The organism is Mycobacterium sp., from assembly GCF_047975165.1.
GTDB lineage: Bacteria > Actinomycetota > Actinomycetes > Mycobacteriales > Mycobacteriaceae > Mycobacterium.
Genome location: NZ_JBKECZ010000046.1, coordinates 17,164 through 32,390, shown reverse-complemented (window position 1 = coordinate 32,390; position 15,227 = coordinate 17,164). Strand labels below are relative to the sequence as shown.

General features: G+C 68.3%; 14 protein-coding genes. 9 read left to right on the top strand and 5 right to left on the bottom strand.

Going from position 1 to position 15,227, the window contains the following annotated elements:
* From ACK5M9_RS04760 to ACK5M9_RS04750, 3 genes are all read left to right on the top strand, one after another.
* A partial coding sequence (locus ACK5M9_RS04760) for a DUF4226 domain-containing protein (RefSeq protein WP_416892038.1) occupies positions 1–1,291 on the top strand: 1,291 nt, incomplete at its 5' end.
* Positions 1,292–1,381: 90 nt separating this feature from the next.
* Complete coding sequence (locus ACK5M9_RS04755; RefSeq protein WP_416892037.1) at positions 1,382–1,699, top strand: ESX-1 secretion-associated protein; 318 nt, start codon at positions 1,382–1,384, stop codon at positions 1,697–1,699.
* Positions 1,696–2,016, top strand: a complete 321-nt coding sequence (locus ACK5M9_RS04750; protein WP_416892036.1) for a DUF2694 family protein — start codon at positions 1,696–1,698, stop codon at positions 2,014–2,016. Before ACK5M9_RS04755 ends, ACK5M9_RS04750 begins: the two co-directional genes overlap by 4 nt.
* 33 nt (positions 2,017–2,049) lie before the next feature.
* Here the strand turns inward: ACK5M9_RS04750 and ACK5M9_RS04745 are convergent, their stop codons facing one another.
* Positions 2,050–2,193 (bottom strand): hypothetical protein, encoded by a 144-nt coding sequence (locus ACK5M9_RS04745; RefSeq protein ID WP_416892035.1) that lies wholly within the window; start codon positions 2,191–2,193, stop codon positions 2,050–2,052.
* Positions 2,194–2,347: 154 nt separating this feature from the next.
* Here ACK5M9_RS04745 and ACK5M9_RS04740 point away from each other — a divergent pair, with 154 nt between their 5' ends.
* From ACK5M9_RS04740 to ACK5M9_RS04720, 5 genes are all read left to right on the top strand, one after another.
* Positions 2,348–2,686, top strand: a complete 339-nt coding sequence (locus tag ACK5M9_RS04740) for a DUF2710 family protein (RefSeq protein ID WP_416892042.1) — start codon at positions 2,348–2,350, stop codon at positions 2,684–2,686.
* Between the two features lie 49 nt (positions 2,687–2,735).
* Positions 2,736–4,238: a type VII secretion protein EccB gene (gene eccB / locus ACK5M9_RS04735; protein WP_416892034.1), complete on the top strand. Its 1,503-nt coding sequence runs from the start codon at positions 2,736–2,738 to the stop codon at positions 4,236–4,238.
* 2 nt (positions 4,239–4,240) lie between these two features.
* A complete protein-coding gene (gene eccCa / locus ACK5M9_RS04730) occupies positions 4,241–8,326 on the top strand; it encodes a type VII secretion protein EccCa (RefSeq protein ID WP_416892033.1) in 4,086 nt (1,361 codons plus the stop codon).
* Positions 8,327–8,539: 213 nt separating this feature from the next.
* Positions 8,540–8,845, top strand: a complete 306-nt coding sequence (locus ACK5M9_RS04725; protein ID WP_416892032.1) for a PE family protein — start codon at positions 8,540–8,542, stop codon at positions 8,843–8,845.
* Positions 8,846–8,854: 9 nt separating this feature from the next.
* Entirely contained in the window at positions 8,855–10,084 is a 1,230-nt protein-coding gene (locus tag ACK5M9_RS04720) for a PPE domain-containing protein (protein ID WP_416892031.1), read from the top strand.
* An 80-nt stretch (positions 10,085–10,164) separates the two neighbouring features.
* Here ACK5M9_RS04720 and ACK5M9_RS04715 read toward each other — a convergent pair whose 3' ends face one another.
* Together ACK5M9_RS04715 and ACK5M9_RS04710 are read right to left on the bottom strand one after the other, a co-directional pair.
* Positions 10,165–10,953, bottom strand: a complete 789-nt coding sequence (locus ACK5M9_RS04715; RefSeq protein WP_416892041.1) for a TIGR03084 family metal-binding protein — start codon at positions 10,951–10,953, stop codon at positions 10,165–10,167.
* Between the two features lie 395 nt (positions 10,954–11,348).
* A complete protein-coding gene (locus tag ACK5M9_RS04710) occupies positions 11,349–12,662 on the bottom strand; it encodes an MFS transporter (protein ID WP_416892040.1) in 1,314 nt (437 codons plus the stop codon).
* 128 nt (positions 12,663–12,790) lie between these two features.
* On the opposite strand from ACK5M9_RS04710, the gene ACK5M9_RS04705 reads away from it, so the two are divergent.
* Positions 12,791–13,396: a YqgE/AlgH family protein gene (locus ACK5M9_RS04705; protein ID WP_416892030.1), complete on the top strand. Its 606-nt coding sequence runs from the start codon at positions 12,791–12,793 to the stop codon at positions 13,394–13,396.
* A 161-nt stretch (positions 13,397–13,557) separates the two neighbouring features.
* Here ACK5M9_RS04705 and ACK5M9_RS04700 read toward each other — a convergent pair whose 3' ends face one another.
* Both ACK5M9_RS04700 and ACK5M9_RS04695 read right to left on the bottom strand, forming a co-directional pair.
* Positions 13,558–13,923, bottom strand: a complete 366-nt coding sequence (locus ACK5M9_RS04700) for a hypothetical protein (protein ID WP_416892029.1) — start codon at positions 13,921–13,923, stop codon at positions 13,558–13,560.
* A 146-nt stretch (positions 13,924–14,069) separates the two neighbouring features.
* Positions 14,070–15,113 carry an LpqN/LpqT family lipoprotein gene (locus ACK5M9_RS04695; RefSeq protein WP_416892028.1) on the bottom strand — a complete coding sequence of 348 codons (1,044 nt, stop codon included), beginning with the start codon at positions 15,111–15,113 and terminating at the stop codon, positions 14,070–14,072.
* Positions 15,114–15,227 lie beyond the last annotated feature (114 nt).

Below are 15,227 nucleotides of genomic sequence, written 5' to 3'. Positions count from 1 at the left end.
GTTCCAGCGGTTCCTGATCGGCAAGCTCCGCGATATCCGCTCGGTCGTCGCCGGTACCCGCCTCGACGACACGTGGAAGTCGGGGTTGAGGGCCGCTTGGACGTCGCTGTACAACGCGGCGCTGGCCGGGGCTGGGACCGGGGCTGGGACCGGGGCTGGGACCGGGGCTGGGGCTGGGGCTGGGGCTGGGGTGCCGGGAGAGTTCCCTTCTGCATCGGGAACGGCAGCGTCGGGAACGACCCTCTCGCCGGCCACGACGCCGTCGGGAACGCCACCGTCGGCAGCCTCGCCGGCCACGACGGCGTCGGCACCGGGACCCCCGTCGTCCCCGGGGCGCGCGTCGGCACCGGGACCCGCATCGTCCCCGGGGCGCGCGTCGGCACCGTCGTCTCCGGCATCCGTGGGCACCGACGCCGGTATCGACGCGTGGCTGGACTCGTTGCTGGCCGAGGATCCGGGCCTGCTGGCCGATCCGGCTTGGGAGTCCACGAGCCCCAGCCCGGCCGCCTCGGCCACCCAGGCGGCACCGGCGGCCCCAGGGGTCACCGGTGGTGCGGCGATGCCCGACTGGAGTTCAGCCGCAGGCCTGCCCCTCCCCGGCCTGCTGGGCGCCGGTGCGGGGCGGGGGCTGGCCGGCCTGGGGGCCGCGTTCCTCCCGCCGGCGGCCGATATGGCCGGCTACGAGCTGTCGAACGCCCACGATGGCCTCGACATCGACCGGCACGGGGGTGGGTCGCCGGACGAGGAGCCGGACGGACCCTCGGGCGCCGATCGCGACGCCGATCCCGACGCCGATCCCGACGCCGGTCCAGACGCCGATCCAGACGCCGATCCCGACGCAGCCCCGGAAGACAATGGCGACACCCAACCCGACCCGGACCGGGCCGGCGCCGAATCGCTGCCGGCCGGTCCGACGACGCTCGCCCTGCCCAACGGCGACACGGTGACCGCGCCGAGCCCGCAACTGGCCGCTGCCATCGGGGACGTGGCCAATGGCGTCGCGGTTCCCGAGGCATTCCAGCGCCAGGGCATGTCCATACCGCCGCCGGGTACCCCGGTTGTCGATCCGATCGACCCGACGCGCCTGACAGCAGGTGACATCGGAATGTTCGCCGACCGCCACGCGGTGGCCCTGGGCGACGCCAAGGCACTGCTCGACGGCCAGATCCAGCGGGTCGAGGCCGTCAGCGGCCCCAGCTTCCTGGGCTGGGAGCATCCGCCGCAGCTGACGTGGGCGGCCGAACAACCGCCCCCGGCCGCCGGTACCCCAACACCCACCCGGCCGGCGTGACTGGCCGCGCCGGTGCCGGATAGGCATAGTCAATAGTCAGCAGGAGCGGATCGCCGGCGGCAGCGCCGGCGCACGACGAGGAGAAGGCAGATGGCCGATCGAATCCAGGTGGTGCCGTCGCAGCTGCGCGAAGCCGCCGCACACCATCAGCACACCTCGGAGCAGTTGCGTGCCGTGCCGTCGATCAACCCGGCGATCCAAGAGAGCCTGGACTCGTTGGGCCCGGTCTTCGGCGAACTCCGAGAGGCCGGGCGCGAACTGCTCGAAATCCGGCGGCAGTGCTATGAACAGCAGGCCGACGACCACGCCGACCTGGCGCACAACCTCGAATTGTCGGCGTCGCTGTGGGAGCAGCATGAGCAACAGGCGGCTGCCGAGCTGGGCGCCGCCATCGAACGCGACCGATGACGGATTCGCCGCCGGCCGACTCCGAGGCCAATCCCGCGTTCGACACCGTGCACCCCAGCGGGCACATCTTGGTCCGGTCCTGCCGGGGCGGATACCTGCACAGCGTCGCCCTGGGCGAGGCGGCGATGGACTCCGATGCCCATACCCTGGCGCAGGGGATCCTGCTGACCGCCGACGTGTCCTGCCTCAAAGCGCTGCTGGAGGTCCGCGGGGAGATTGTCTCCGCCGGGCAATCCCCCTCGGCCGCGGTCCCCTCGTCCGCCGACCTCGACGCCGCTATTGAAAAGCTGCTTGCGCATCAGTTGCGCCGACGCTGACCGCGTGGTGTTCGACACCTATGGTGTAGAACACTAGATCGGCGGGGCCGTGCCGGTGCCGATCTCGGATGCGATTCCGGCGGGCGGCTCGATGGGGTTGGCGCCGAATAGGTTTCGCGCACGGATCAGCAGCGCACGCACTTCATCGAGTTGCTGCTGCAACCCGGAATCGGCCATGGGCACACGGTACCGACGCCCGGGCTGCCAGACAATTCACCGGCGTCGCCGAGTACCGGAGTGCCTGGTCAACGGTGCGGAATCGCGGGCGGTACCGGCGTAATCGCCGGGTCGGGGATGAATTGACCGTCCCGGGAGGCGCCGACATACTGTGCTGGTGTCTGAGTCGGGCCGCCGCGGCGAACTCGATGGCCCGACTGGCACAGACGACGCCGCCCTGGTTGAATCGGTGCTGCGTGAGCTGAGCGAGGCCGCCGACAAATGGGAGGCACTTGTCGCCGAAGCCGAAGCCGTCACGTACAGCGTCGACCTGGGGGATGTATATGCAGTGGCAAATGCCGACGGACGGCTGCTCGAGTTGACCCTGCATCCCGACGTGGTGGCCGGCTACGCGCACGGCGAGCTGGCGAACAGGTTGAACCTCGCCGTCGCAGCGCTGCGCGAAGAGGCTCAGGCCGAGAACCTCGCCCGGTACGGCGGCCGCCTGCAGTAGAGCCGGCAGCGCCAGCGATGCGTACCGGTTGCTTTAAGGAGTAATGACTGTGCCACTGAATCTGTCCAACCGCGACCAGAATTCGGGTCATCTGTTCTACAACCGCAGATTGCGCGCGGCCATCACCAGGTTCTCGGTCCGGATGAAGCACGACGACCGCAAACAGCAAGCCGCAGTGGCATTGTCGGTGGTGCTCGTGCTCATCGGAGTGGGTTGGATGGCGCTGCTGCACGTCATGAAGCCAGCCGGCCTGGTCGCGAAGTCCTCGGTGGTCGGCAACCGCGACACCGGAGCGGTCTACGCCCGCATCGACGGACGCCTCTACCCCGCCCTGAATTTGACGTCGGCGCGGCTGGCGGTAGGCAATGCCGCGGCTCCGGCCTGGGTGACTACCGGCGAAATCGGCAAATACCCGACCGGCCCGATAATCGGGATCCCCGGGATACCGGATGCGTTGCCCGCCACCGGCGGTGGGGTCTCGACCTGGTCGGTATGCGACACCGCGGCCCCCGGTGGCGGCTTCCGTGCCGGCGCAACACCCCCGCTGGTAACGGCGATAGCCGGTCCGCTCACGGCGCAGCGTCGGGCAGCCCCGATGGGTTCCGACCAGGCGATCCTGGTGGCCCACCGGGACGCGACCTATGTGATCTGGGGCGGCCAGCGGTCACGCATAGACCCGACAGACCGGGCTGTGACGTTCAATCTCGGCCTCGATCCGGGGACGACCCATCCAATCCGGATCTCCAACGCCCTGTTCGACGCCCTGCCCTCGACGGAACCCCTTGTCCTGCCGGTCATTCCCGACGCCGGCGCCGCATCCCGGTGGCTACCCGGGGTCAAGGTGGGTGCGGTGCTGGAATCCCGGGATGCGGGCGGTGCCGTCACCGGCTTCTATGCGTTGCTGCCGGACGGCGTACAGAAGATCTCCCGATTCGTCGCCGACCTGCTGCGCACCGGCAACTCCCACGGATCGCCGACGCCAACCCTGGTTGCACCGGACAAGTTGGTTCACATCCCGACCGTCGAGACCCTCAACATCGGCTACTACCCGTCGAGCAAGCTGAATTTCGTTGACACTGAGGCCAACCCGGTCATCTGCGTGAGCTGGGAGAAGCAGAGCACCGACCCGCAGGCCCGGATCGCGATCTACACCGGCAGGGGCCTGCCGGTGCCCGACGACATGGACTCGCGGCTGGTTCGCCTGGTCCGCGACGACCGCAACCCGGATTCGACCGAGGCGAACCAGACGTTGATCCTGCCGGGTGCGGCGAATTTTGTCGCCACGACCAGCGGTGTCGTCACCTCGAACAGCCGGGAGGCCCTGTATTGGCTGTCGCCGCAGGGTGTTCGATACGGCATTGCGTCCGACCGGACGACCTTGCAGGCGCTCGGGCTCGACCCGGGCCGGGCCGTCCAGGCGCCGTGGCCCCTGGTGCGCACGTTCGCGCCGGGGCCGGCAATCAGTCGCGACGCCGCTCTTGTCGTCCGCGACGCAATTTCAGTGGGGGGCGCCTCCGCGCCTGTTCCCGGCGCGAGCCAAACGGGGGGTTGATCATGTCCAAACGGGGATTCGTCCGCGAAAACCGAACGCCGCCGCCGACCGTCCCGCCGACGCGCGTGGCAGTTGCCGCGCCCCTGGCGCTGCCCGAACGGGAGCCGCGGAACCTTCTGGTGATGATCGCGCTGCCCGCACTTCTGGTCGGGATCGTCGGCACCCTGGTGGTCATGTACGCGTCGGGGGTGCGTTCGCTGCAATCGGGATTCTTCCCGATGGTGGGCCTGGTCGGCTTCGGCGCGCTGATGTTCGGTGGGCGCTTCGGACGCGGACGCAAAATCACCTGGGGCGAACAGGAAAAGCAACGCCGCAGCTACCTGCGGCAACTCGACGATGACCGCGAGGAAGTCCTACGCTCCGCGCAGCTGCAGCGCCGAAACCAGCTGTTCGTGCACGCCGAGCCGCAGCGCCTGGACGCCGTGATCGGCGGGCCGCGCATGTGGGAACGATGCCCGGCCGATCCGGACTTCCTCGACGTCCGCGTGGGAATCGGCGTTCAGCAGGCCGGAGAATCCGCGGTTTCGTTGCAGTGGCCCGACGTTCCCGTCGGCGAAGAACTCGAACCGGTGACCGGCGGCGCACTGCGAGACTTCATCCTCGAACAGAGCAAGATACGCGGGATCGGCAAGGTGGTGAGCCTGCGGTCGAAGCCTGGCTTCGGTTTCATCGCCGACGACCCTGCCGAACTGCACGCGCTGATCCGCGCGATGCTGTGCTCGCTGGCGGTTTACCACAGCCCTCAGGACGTCAAATTCATGGTGGTGACCCGCAACCCGGACCTGTGGCAGTGGCTGGTCTGGCTGCCGCACAACCAGCACGACGAGATGTTCGACGCGTGCGGACTGCGCCGGCTGGTCTTCGCCACGCCGACGGAACTCGAAGAGGCACTCGACGCCGAACTGCACCGCAAGGGGCGCGGCCCCTGGTCGCCGCCCGTCGGCGGCACACCGACGTCCATGCCCTCGCCGATAGAGTCGACGGCGCCCGCGGGTCTGGGGCCGCACTGGGTCATCGTCGACGACAACGTCGGCACCCCCGAACAGTGGGAGGGGGTGACCGGCCAGAAGGGCATGGCGGGAATCACGGTGTTGCGCCTGGCGACCCGCATCGGCGTCGGCATCGGCTTCAACGACGCCACTCAGCGCTTCACGCTCAACGACGGCCGGCTGTCACACCGGGACAACTTCTACGCCGTCGCCGACAGTCTTGCCGACAGCACCGCCACCCGGTGCGCCAGAGCGCTGGCCCGCTGGTCGCCGACGAGTCCGGGGCAGTTGAACGAAACCGACAGCCAGGGCGCGGAATTGTTGCGGGCACTGGGCATCTCCGATCCGCGCGACCTCGATGTCGAACGGCTGTGGGCCGAGAGCCGGGGTCGCGGTGATCCGAGATGGGCGAAGGTGCCCGTGGGTGTGCGGCCCGACGGCGAGTTGCAGGATGTGATCCTGCGCGCCAAGGACTTCGGCGGTTATGGATTTCACTCGGTGGTGATTGGCACCTCCGGATCGGGAAAGTCGGAATACTTCCTGTCGCTGTGCAGCGGCATAGCGCTGACACACTCGCCGGAGACGTTCATCGTGATCTTCGTCGACATGAAGTTCGAGTCGGCGGCTCAGGACTTGCAGGGCTTCCCGCACGTGGCCGGGTCGCTGTCCAACCTGGGCAAAGATGATCGTCACCTGGCCGAGCGGATGCGCAAGGCCATCAACGGTGAGATCGCGCGACGCTACCGCCTTTTCAAGGATGCCGGGGCCCGCGACGCCAACGAGTACGAGGAGATGCGGCTAGCCGGGCGGGATCTCGAACCCGTCCCGATCCTGCTGGTAATCATCGATGAATACCTGGAACTGTTCATTCACCACCCCGAATGGATCGATCTGGTCATTCACATCGGGCAGGAAGGGCGGGGCTGCAACGTCTTTTTCACCCTCGGCGGGCAGCGGCTGGACCTGTCGTCACTGAGCAAGGTCAAGAGCAACATCGCGTTCCGGGTGGCGTTGCGCGCCGAAACCGCCGAGGACTCGCGTGACGTGATCGGCAGCGACGCGGCCCTGCATCTGCCGTCGCAGGAGAATGGCTACGGACTGCTCAAAGTCGGACCGCGCGACCTGGAACAGTTCCGCTGCTTCTACGTGTCGGCGCCGTTCGTGCTGCCCAAACGGGCCGCCGACGTGGACAGCACGGTTGCGATGACCTTCTCCCAGCCGCGTAGCTACACCTCGACGTATCAGCCGTTGAGTGAACTCGACAGTGCGGCATTGGAAATGGCCGAACAGCCCAAGGAGCCCGACGAGTTCCTGTTCCATGCCGACGGCTTCCGAAAGAAGAAGCTGGTCGACGTCATCCGGGAATCGCTGGAATCGCAGTCCAGCCGACCGCCGCACCGAATCTGGCTTCCGCCACTGGAAGTCAGTGAAACCGTTGACGCGCTGGTGGCCCGATGGCGCGGTAGGCGCTGGGACGATGCCTACGGGCAGAATCCGGGTCTGGTCTTTCCGATCGGTGTCGTCGACATTCCCGAGGACCACGACCAGCGGGTGCACGCGATCAACGTCGAGATGGACAACATCATCGTGGTCGCCACCGCGCAGCGCGGCAAATCGACCACGCTGATGACGCTGATGACGTCTGCGGCGTTGATGTACAGGCCCGAACGGGTGACGTTCTTTTGCATTGGGGCGTCGCTGTTCCCGATCGAAGACCTACCCCACGTGGCGTCGGTGGTCAGCCCCACCGACGCCGAGGGCGTGTCGCGGACCATCGCCTCCATCGAGGGTTTGATCGCCGCTCGTGAAGCATCCTTCAAGGCGTACCAGATCGATATCTGCGAGTTCCGGGAGCGACGCTTCGGATTCGACGCTGGCATCGAAAGTACCGACCCGGACGACAAATTCGGCGATGTCATCCTGGTCATCGACAACTTCAGCGACTTCTACGAGAAAGACTCCGCAATGGGCGAACGGGCGATCGCGATCGCCCGCCAGGGACTCTCCTACGGTGTGCACATCATGACAACCGCTACCGCGTGGCTGGTCGGTCAGAAGCAGCAACTGGTCAACGTCTCCAACGCGCGAATCCAGCTGCGACTGAGCAACCCCGATGAAACCCAGATGGGCGAGGGATTCCAACGCAAGAAGGCTGCCCGAAACACCTTGGACCGACCGGGTTTCGGATTGACTCGGGATGGCCACGAGCTGCTCGTCGGAGTTCCGGAGGTGCTCGGCACCGCCGGTGAGCGGCTGGCGACCCGGCACATCGGGCCACTCATCGCCGACGTCACCGGGGCCGGGCGCCTGGAAAGCCTGGCCCGGTTGCCCGGCCGGATTCCGCTGGCCGAGGTGGCCGCCGCGTTTGCCGGCACTCCGGGGCAATCGGATCCGTTGAACATTCCCTTCGGAATCGGCGAGACCGCTTTGCAACCGGTGATGCTGCCCGGGAAAACGGTTCCCAACATGCTCGTGGTCGGCCGTCAATCCTGCGGGAAGACCACGACGCTGGCGACGTTCGGGCAGATGATCGTGGCCCGCTGCAGCCCTGAGCAGGCCCAGATCACCATTATCGACCCCAAAACCTCGCTGATCGGCAAGATCCAGGGCGACCACGTGCGGGCCTACGCCTACACCGCCGACGATATCGACACCGTGCTGGCGGAGCTGGCGCAGTCGCTGCGCGACCGGTTGCCGCCGTCGGGGCTGAGCCAGCAGGAGTTGCTCAGCCGCGGGACATGGGACGGGCCACACCATTTCGTGTTGATCGATGACGAGCAGGAGTTGCGCCCGCACGGAGTGGTGGGCAAATCGGCTGCCACCGCACCGCTGTGGGGGCTGATCGAACGTAGCCGCGAGATCGGGTTGCACGTCATCGCCTCACGACTGCCCGGGAACTGGGCCGGCGTCGCGGTGACCAGTCCGTTCCTGCAGAAGATGACCGGTTCGCGGGCACCCACTCTGTTCATGGACAACGACCCGTCGGCGGTGAAGGTCTTCGGCCGGACCAGCGCCCAGCAACTGCCGTCCGGGCGCGGCCTGCTGGTCACCACCGACGGCACGGTGGAAGGTGTTCTGGTCGCGGACTCGGGGTCCTGAATCGACAGGTGCGCATCAAGCCCCTAAACTCAGCACGACTTCTCGCCGGGTGGGGCTCGGCGATCACTCTCCGGGGAGGCGGGGGGCGGTGGCCAGAGGGCGGTGACCAGGGTCCGGGGGCCAGGGGTCGGGGGCGGGGGCAGACCAGAGCACTGTCGTCGCATTCCGGCCATTCCTTGCGGGGGGTGTCACACGATTGATTTGGAGGCAGCAATGGGCGGACTATTCGATATGGTGCCGGGTGCGGTTGACGCATCGGGGCTGGTAGAAGCGGGAATTAGTGAGGAGATGGCGGCCACGACCGCAGCCGGGGCCGCCGCGCTGACAGCGGTGCTCCCGATGGCGGCCGACGCCGACTCCATCGAATTCGCGGCGGCGCTCAACGCCGCCGGGGCGGCCTATCTTGCGACGGCGGCCGAACACGTCGGCCAGCGGGTCGCCTACTCCGGGTCCCAGGGCCTGGCCGCGGCCACCGGCGTGGCCGCCGATGCCGCCAGCGCGGGCGCCGTCGGACTGTAGGGTCGGCTCGTGCCCGATCCCCGGTGGACGGGTCCACCGGAAATAGTCGCGGCGATCTTCGAGGCGGGTTCGCCGGCTTCCGTGGTCGCCAACAGTGCCGTCTGGGTAACCGAGACCGTCAACAACGAGGTGGCGGCCGGGGTCTCGCAGGTCAACAGCCTGGTCACGGCCGAACAGTGGCAGGGCGTCGGCTCGGCGGCTTCGACGATCGCGGGCGCCGGACTCAACACCGCATTGCAGATGCTGGTCGGCTGGACCGCTGAGAAGATCGGCGTCACCCAAGCCGCCGTCGAGGCCTTCGCCGTCGCCCGGTCCTCGGTGATCCCCTCGGTGGTCTCGCAGACGAACCGGGACGAGTGGGCCGTGCTCAACGCCACCAACTTCTTGGGCCAGAACACCCCGGCCATCATCGAGCGCGACACCGAGTATTTCGGGGAGCACTGGCCGCACAACTCCGGCATCGGCTGGGCGTATGCCGCCGCACTCAACGCGCTGGTCGCGGCGCTGGCGGCTCCTCCTCCCGTCGCGCCGATGGGCGCATCGCCGGCCGCACCGGCCACCGCGGCGCAGGCCGTCGCGCAGGCCGCTGCCCAGACCGGAATGCACAATGCCGTGCAGGGGTCGGCGCAGGTTGCCCAAACCGCCGGCCAGAGTGCGTCCGCTCCGGCTCAGGCGACGGGGCAACTCGGTTCGCTGGCTCAGCTGCCGGCACAGGTGTTTTCCAGCGCGACGGCGCCGCTCAAGGACCTGGCCGGGGCACCGGCGCAGGCGATGCAGGGCCTCGCGGGCATGGGGCCGGCGCAGGCGTTCGGGGGGATGTTCCCGCCGGCGGCGCTACCGGTGGGTGCGATGGGCGCGGCGGGGTCTGTTCTGGCCGCCGGCAGTGTGAGTGGCGGTGCGGGCGGCGGCGTCGGCGGCGGTGTCGGCGGCGGTGCGGTGTCGGCGGGTGGCCCGGGGGCGGCCGGCGGGTTTCCCGGTGCCGGGTTGACCAGCTACACCCGCCCGAACAGCAGTTTCGAGTCCGAGGCCGGAGGTAAACCGGCCAGCTTGCGGGCCGGGATGCTCAATGCCGCCGAAGTGCGCGGCCCGACGACGTCCGGCGCAATGGGTGGCACACCACTGCCAATGAGGCAGGCGGGGATGCTTGCCCGAGGCGGCGGCGGCAGCGGGGGCGGCGGGGGCCAGGAGGCTGTGACGCGGGCCCGTGTCGTCGTCGAAGAAGAAGTTCCCGGCGCCTAGCGTCTCTCTTCGCGCGCGGGCGCGTCATCGCCCACCGCTTGTGCTGGTTCGGCGGCGTCTCTCTTCGCGCGCGGGCGCGCTCATCGCCCACCGCCGGATCGCCCAACGCCGGGAGGCCCGGCGAAGGCCTGGGCGATCGTCAGCCAGCGCTGCGCCTCCTCCCCCACCGCCACCACGTCGAGCGCCCCGAGCGCACGGCGCTGCGTGACCAGGCCGCAGAAATCCTCCGCGGAACCACTGACGCGCTGGGCCGCGTCGGGCGGTCCCCACGTCCAGAGGTCTCCCCCGGGCCCGCGCAACTCCACATAGAACGGTTCGCCGGGCGGACTCAGGCTGTTCACTGCGTAGGCGTAGTCGCGCGCCCGCACGCCGATGTGCGCGATCGACCGCAGCCGATCGGTTGGCGGCCGAGTCACCCCGAGGGTGTCGGCCACATCGAGCCCGTGCGCCCAGGTTTCCATCAGTCGCGCGGTGGCCATCGATGCGGCGCTCATCGGCGGCCCGAACCACGGGACCTTCCGGCCCTCGGGAACCTCCAGCAGAGCCTCGTGCAGGCGTCCACGAGTCGTCCGCCAATCGGCCAGCAAGTCTGCCGGGGGTACGGCGGCCAACGCCTCGGCGCCGGAGTCGACAAAACCCCCCGGATTGGCAGCCGCTTCCGCCAGCACGTCGGCGAACCCGCTCTCGTCGGTGGCCGAGATCAGCGCTACCCGGTCGGTCCACAGCAGATGGCCGATCTGATGAGCGATCGTCCAGCCCGGTGCCGGCGTCGGCTCGGCCCAGCGCTGCGCCTCCAGCGGCGCCACCAGGGCATCGAGTTCGTCGCTTTCGGCTCGTAGGTCGGCGACAATGGGACCCGGACCGGACATGGAAGCCTCCTCGACTAGCGGTGCATACCGCCAAGAGGTGACAGTATTTGGTGGGGCTCGCGCCCACGCCACCTGGGCCGGGATTGCGCCCGAAGCGCTGACATCGCGACCGGGTGGGTCCACCTTGCGCCGCCGGGTCAACTCCGCCGGCTCGTGGAACAGCGGCTCGAGCCGGTCACTGACCACCGACGCCGGAAACGGCAGCGTGTCGTTGTCGTCGGAGAGGGCCGACGGCGCGATCGAAACCATGACGCCATCGTCACAGCGGGGTATGACAAGTTTTGGCCACCGTGGCCCGGCCCCGCGAGACCCCAGGTCAACACTCGGGACGGGTCACTTCGCTCTGTGCCGGCCACCGCTGGAACGGAATCGGGAGCACACCGGTCGACCTCCGGCTATGTGCCGGGCAGGTCCGTGGGCAGCGGGCCACCGCGCCGCGCCACTACCCCGTGCACCCCCAGCCCGATCAGATACAGCACGGAACCGGCCAGCGCGAATGCGGGTGCATGGCCGTCGGGCGGGATGAAGACGGCCGCCACGGTGACCGCCGCGATGAACGACACCCAGAACAGGGCGTCCTGCACCGCGAAGACGTGGCCGCGCATTGCGTCGTTGATATCGATCTGCATCGCCGAATCCGCGCAGAGCTTGACCACCTGACCTGCGAGGCCGATGAAAAACCCACACGTCACCATGACCGGCAGCAGCAGCCCAGCCCCCGCTGTCTGGGTTGCCGCGGCTGCCAGCAGTGCGCTGTTGGTAGTGGCGTAGCGCCCCCAGCGCAGCACCAGCCCCGGGGTCAGCACATTCGCCAGGAAGGCCCCCAGCCCGCTCGCCGAAACGAACATCAGCGCGGTACCCATACCTGCGGTATCCGCGTCCTCGGCTCGGTGGGCCAGCAGCAGGATCAACAGTGAGTTGATCCCGACGACCATCCGGTGCGCGGCCAACGCCGACAGCGCCCCGGCCACCGTCGGTACCCGCACTATCGCCCGCACGCCGTGCAACCATCCGGTGACCACGGCATAGCTGGCCGAGCCGCGAAGCGCGCGGGGGCTGTCTCCCGGCCCGAGTGCTCTGGGCGCGAACCGCAGCGCCAGGACCAGCCCGACCGACACCGGGACCATGGCGGCGAAGATGACCACGGCCGCTCCATGGTCGCCACCGCCGTCGAATCGGCTCTTCACAACCATGAGCACGGCTCCGGCCAGAGCCGCGATAGCACCCGAGGCGGTGGCCACCGAGTTCATCGTGACCACTTGGTTGCGGGGCACCACATGGGGCAGTGCCGCCGACAGACCGGCGACGACGAAACGCGACATGCCGTTTGCCAGCAGCGCGGTGCAGAGCAGGAGTACCTCGCCGGCTTCGAACACCAGGATCACGCCGATTGCGGCGATGAAGCCCAGCCTGAGGATGTTGGCCCCAACCAGGACCAGCCGACGATCCCACCGGTCCATCAGCGCGCCGGCGAACGGCCCCAGTAGCGAATACGGCAGAAACAGGACCGCGAACGCTCGGGCTATCGCCATCGGGTCGGCCGCCCGGTCAGGGTTGAACAGCAGCGCGCCGGCCAAACCTGCCTGGAACAGCCCGTCGCCGAATTGACTGACCATGCGCAGTTGCAGCAGCCGCCAGAAGTCGGGCAGAGCGCGTACCGACCGCCACAGTGCGGCGGGTGCGCTTGTCCGTATCCGGGAGCGAACCACTGAACCCACTTCCACCGATCGATAGCGGCAAGGCCGGATCGGCGCTGCGCGGTCTCAGTACAGTACAAATCTTCGCCGAGGATGAATCGTATGCACTGCCGCCCGGACTCGCGTGTGATGATGTTGACGTGGCGCCGCATGAAGACCCCGATGACCACTTCGCCCCCGCCGCCCAACAGGTGCGACCGGGCACCTTGCTACTGGCCAATACCAATCTCCTGGAACCCACCTTTCGGCGCAGCGTGATCTACATCGTCGAGCACAACGAGGGCGGGACCCTCGGGGTGGTACTCAACCGGTCGAGCGAAACGGCCGTGCACAACGTATTGCCGCAGTGGGCGAAGCTGGCGGCCAAGCCGAAGACGATGTTTCTGGGCGGCCCTGTCAAACGCGACACCGCGCTGTGTCTGGCGGTGCTGAGGGTCGGCATCGAGGCAGACGGAATAACCGGCCTGCGTCATGTCGGGGGGCGCATGGTGATGGTCGACTTGGATGTCGACGCAGATTCAATAGCACCGGCGGTGGAAGGGCTGCGCATCTTCGCGGGATATTCCGGGTGGACGACAGGCCAGCTGGACGGCGAGATCGAACGTGACGACTGGATTGTGTTGTCGGCGTTGCCATCCGATGTCCTGACACCCCCGCGTTCAGATCTCTGGGGCCAGGTGTTGCGCCGTCAGCCGCTGCCGCTGTCGTTATTGGCGACACATCCGATCGACCTCAGTCGGAACTAGCCGCTCTCCCCCGGGGCGCCGGGGCGATTTTCTCGCGAGCGTAACGCCAGTGCGAAAAAGTCGCGGGTATTTCGCTCTGGCGTTACGCTCGCGGGCCGGAAGGCGGGCCGGAAGGCGGGCCGGAAGGCGGGCCGGAGGACGCGTGACCGGCCGCGAGCTCGTCACTCACAGGACTGGGTGCACCCTTCGCAGCAGCCGGTGCAGCTCCCCTCGCCCTCCGCGGCGCCGCTGCGGGCGGCGGCCTCGCGCCGCAGGGCGAAGTGCGCGCCTTGCAGCGAGCCGGCGACGAGGGTGGCGAGCGCGCCGAGGATGGACAGGATCAGCACTACCAGCGCAGCCCGGGTGGGGGCGGCCAGCGCCACTACTCCCCCGGCGGCGAGTATCGCCGCGGACGCCAGTTGGGTCGGCGCCATGGCGCGCACCGCTTGGGCAGTGGGGTTGGGGGCAGGTTTGCGCACCAGAGACCACATCCCGAACGCGGCCACGACTATGGCTGTACATACGCAGACCGCACCTGCGACAAGCATGGGCTCAGAATACGAGCTCCCCGCTGCCGACCCGCTGCCGACCCGCTGTCGAACGGCTGCTTGGCCAGCTGCTTGCCCGGCTGCCGACCCGCTGCCGACCCGCTGCCGACCCGCTGTTTGCCGGGCTGCCGACCCGCGACCCTCGGCTAGTGGGTCTGAATCGGCGCGGGATTCGAGTTGGGGCCGAGCAGGGTGCTCTGCTGCGGAACCGTGGAGTACGAGCCGGAGACCTGACCCAGCCCTGCGACGCCTGCTTGCCCTGACGGTGCCGGACGCATCGGCGACGTGGGTACCTGCGGGGCCAGCGAGTCGGATGCGTCCGCCGGCGTCTGCTCTGCTGATTCCGGACTCTGCACTCGAAAGCCGTTGATGATGGCATTGGTGGCCGGCCCGTCGCCCACCACCTGCGATGCGGCGGTGGTCACGAACATCGACACCAGGTAGTTGTCCGATCCCGAGGTTGCGATGACATGCCGTCGCGAGGTGTTCAGCGTCATATCGTTTTCCCGGTAGGTGCCTTCGATGATCGACGTCGGAAATTCGCCGAGCCGACCCAGCGCCCCATTCGTCGTCCGCCATCCCAGCATCCGCTGGCTGTCGACGAAACCATGTGTGATCGCCTCCTGCGGGTCGAACTCGCCGACCAGCTTGTACACGACGACTTGGGCGTTGGAGGTGTACACGCTGTGGCCGCCGACCCGGTCGGCGATTACCGCGAACGCGTCGGGGACGTTGGGATCGGGCACCGGGGTCCAGCGCGGAGGTACTGGCAGGGTGATGACGAGCGCGTCGAAATCATGCGGATTCTGCGGCTCCAGCGCGACGTCTCTGCTCTGCAGGTATTCGCGCAGTGTGCCGGTGACCGCGGGCACCGCTGCTGGCGGCGCCGGGGCTATCGCCGCCGGGGGCCGGACGGTGGCCGGCAGGGGACCTGAGATTGCGGCTGGGGCGGGGGGCGCAGGTATCGCGACGGGCGCCTGGGCGGTACCGGGTGCGAATCTTGGGACGCCTCCGGGGAGCACCATCGAATTCTGGTTCGGGGTTGCGACGGGCTGTCGAGGACTGGGGACCGACGGCTGCGGCACCAGCGGTTCTGCTGCGGCGGTGCCGCTCGCGATCATTAGCGCACCGAGAGCGCCTACAACCATGCTGACTCCGAATGTCCGCCAACAGGGTGCGATCTGAGTCATTTCGCCTCGATCCCTCTTCAATAGACCGGCCAATTGTTCTCTTAGCAAGCCCGCCGGTGAAGCTGAATGTAACCACTCCTCAGAGGTGTCGGCGACGTTCGACACCGACCTGGG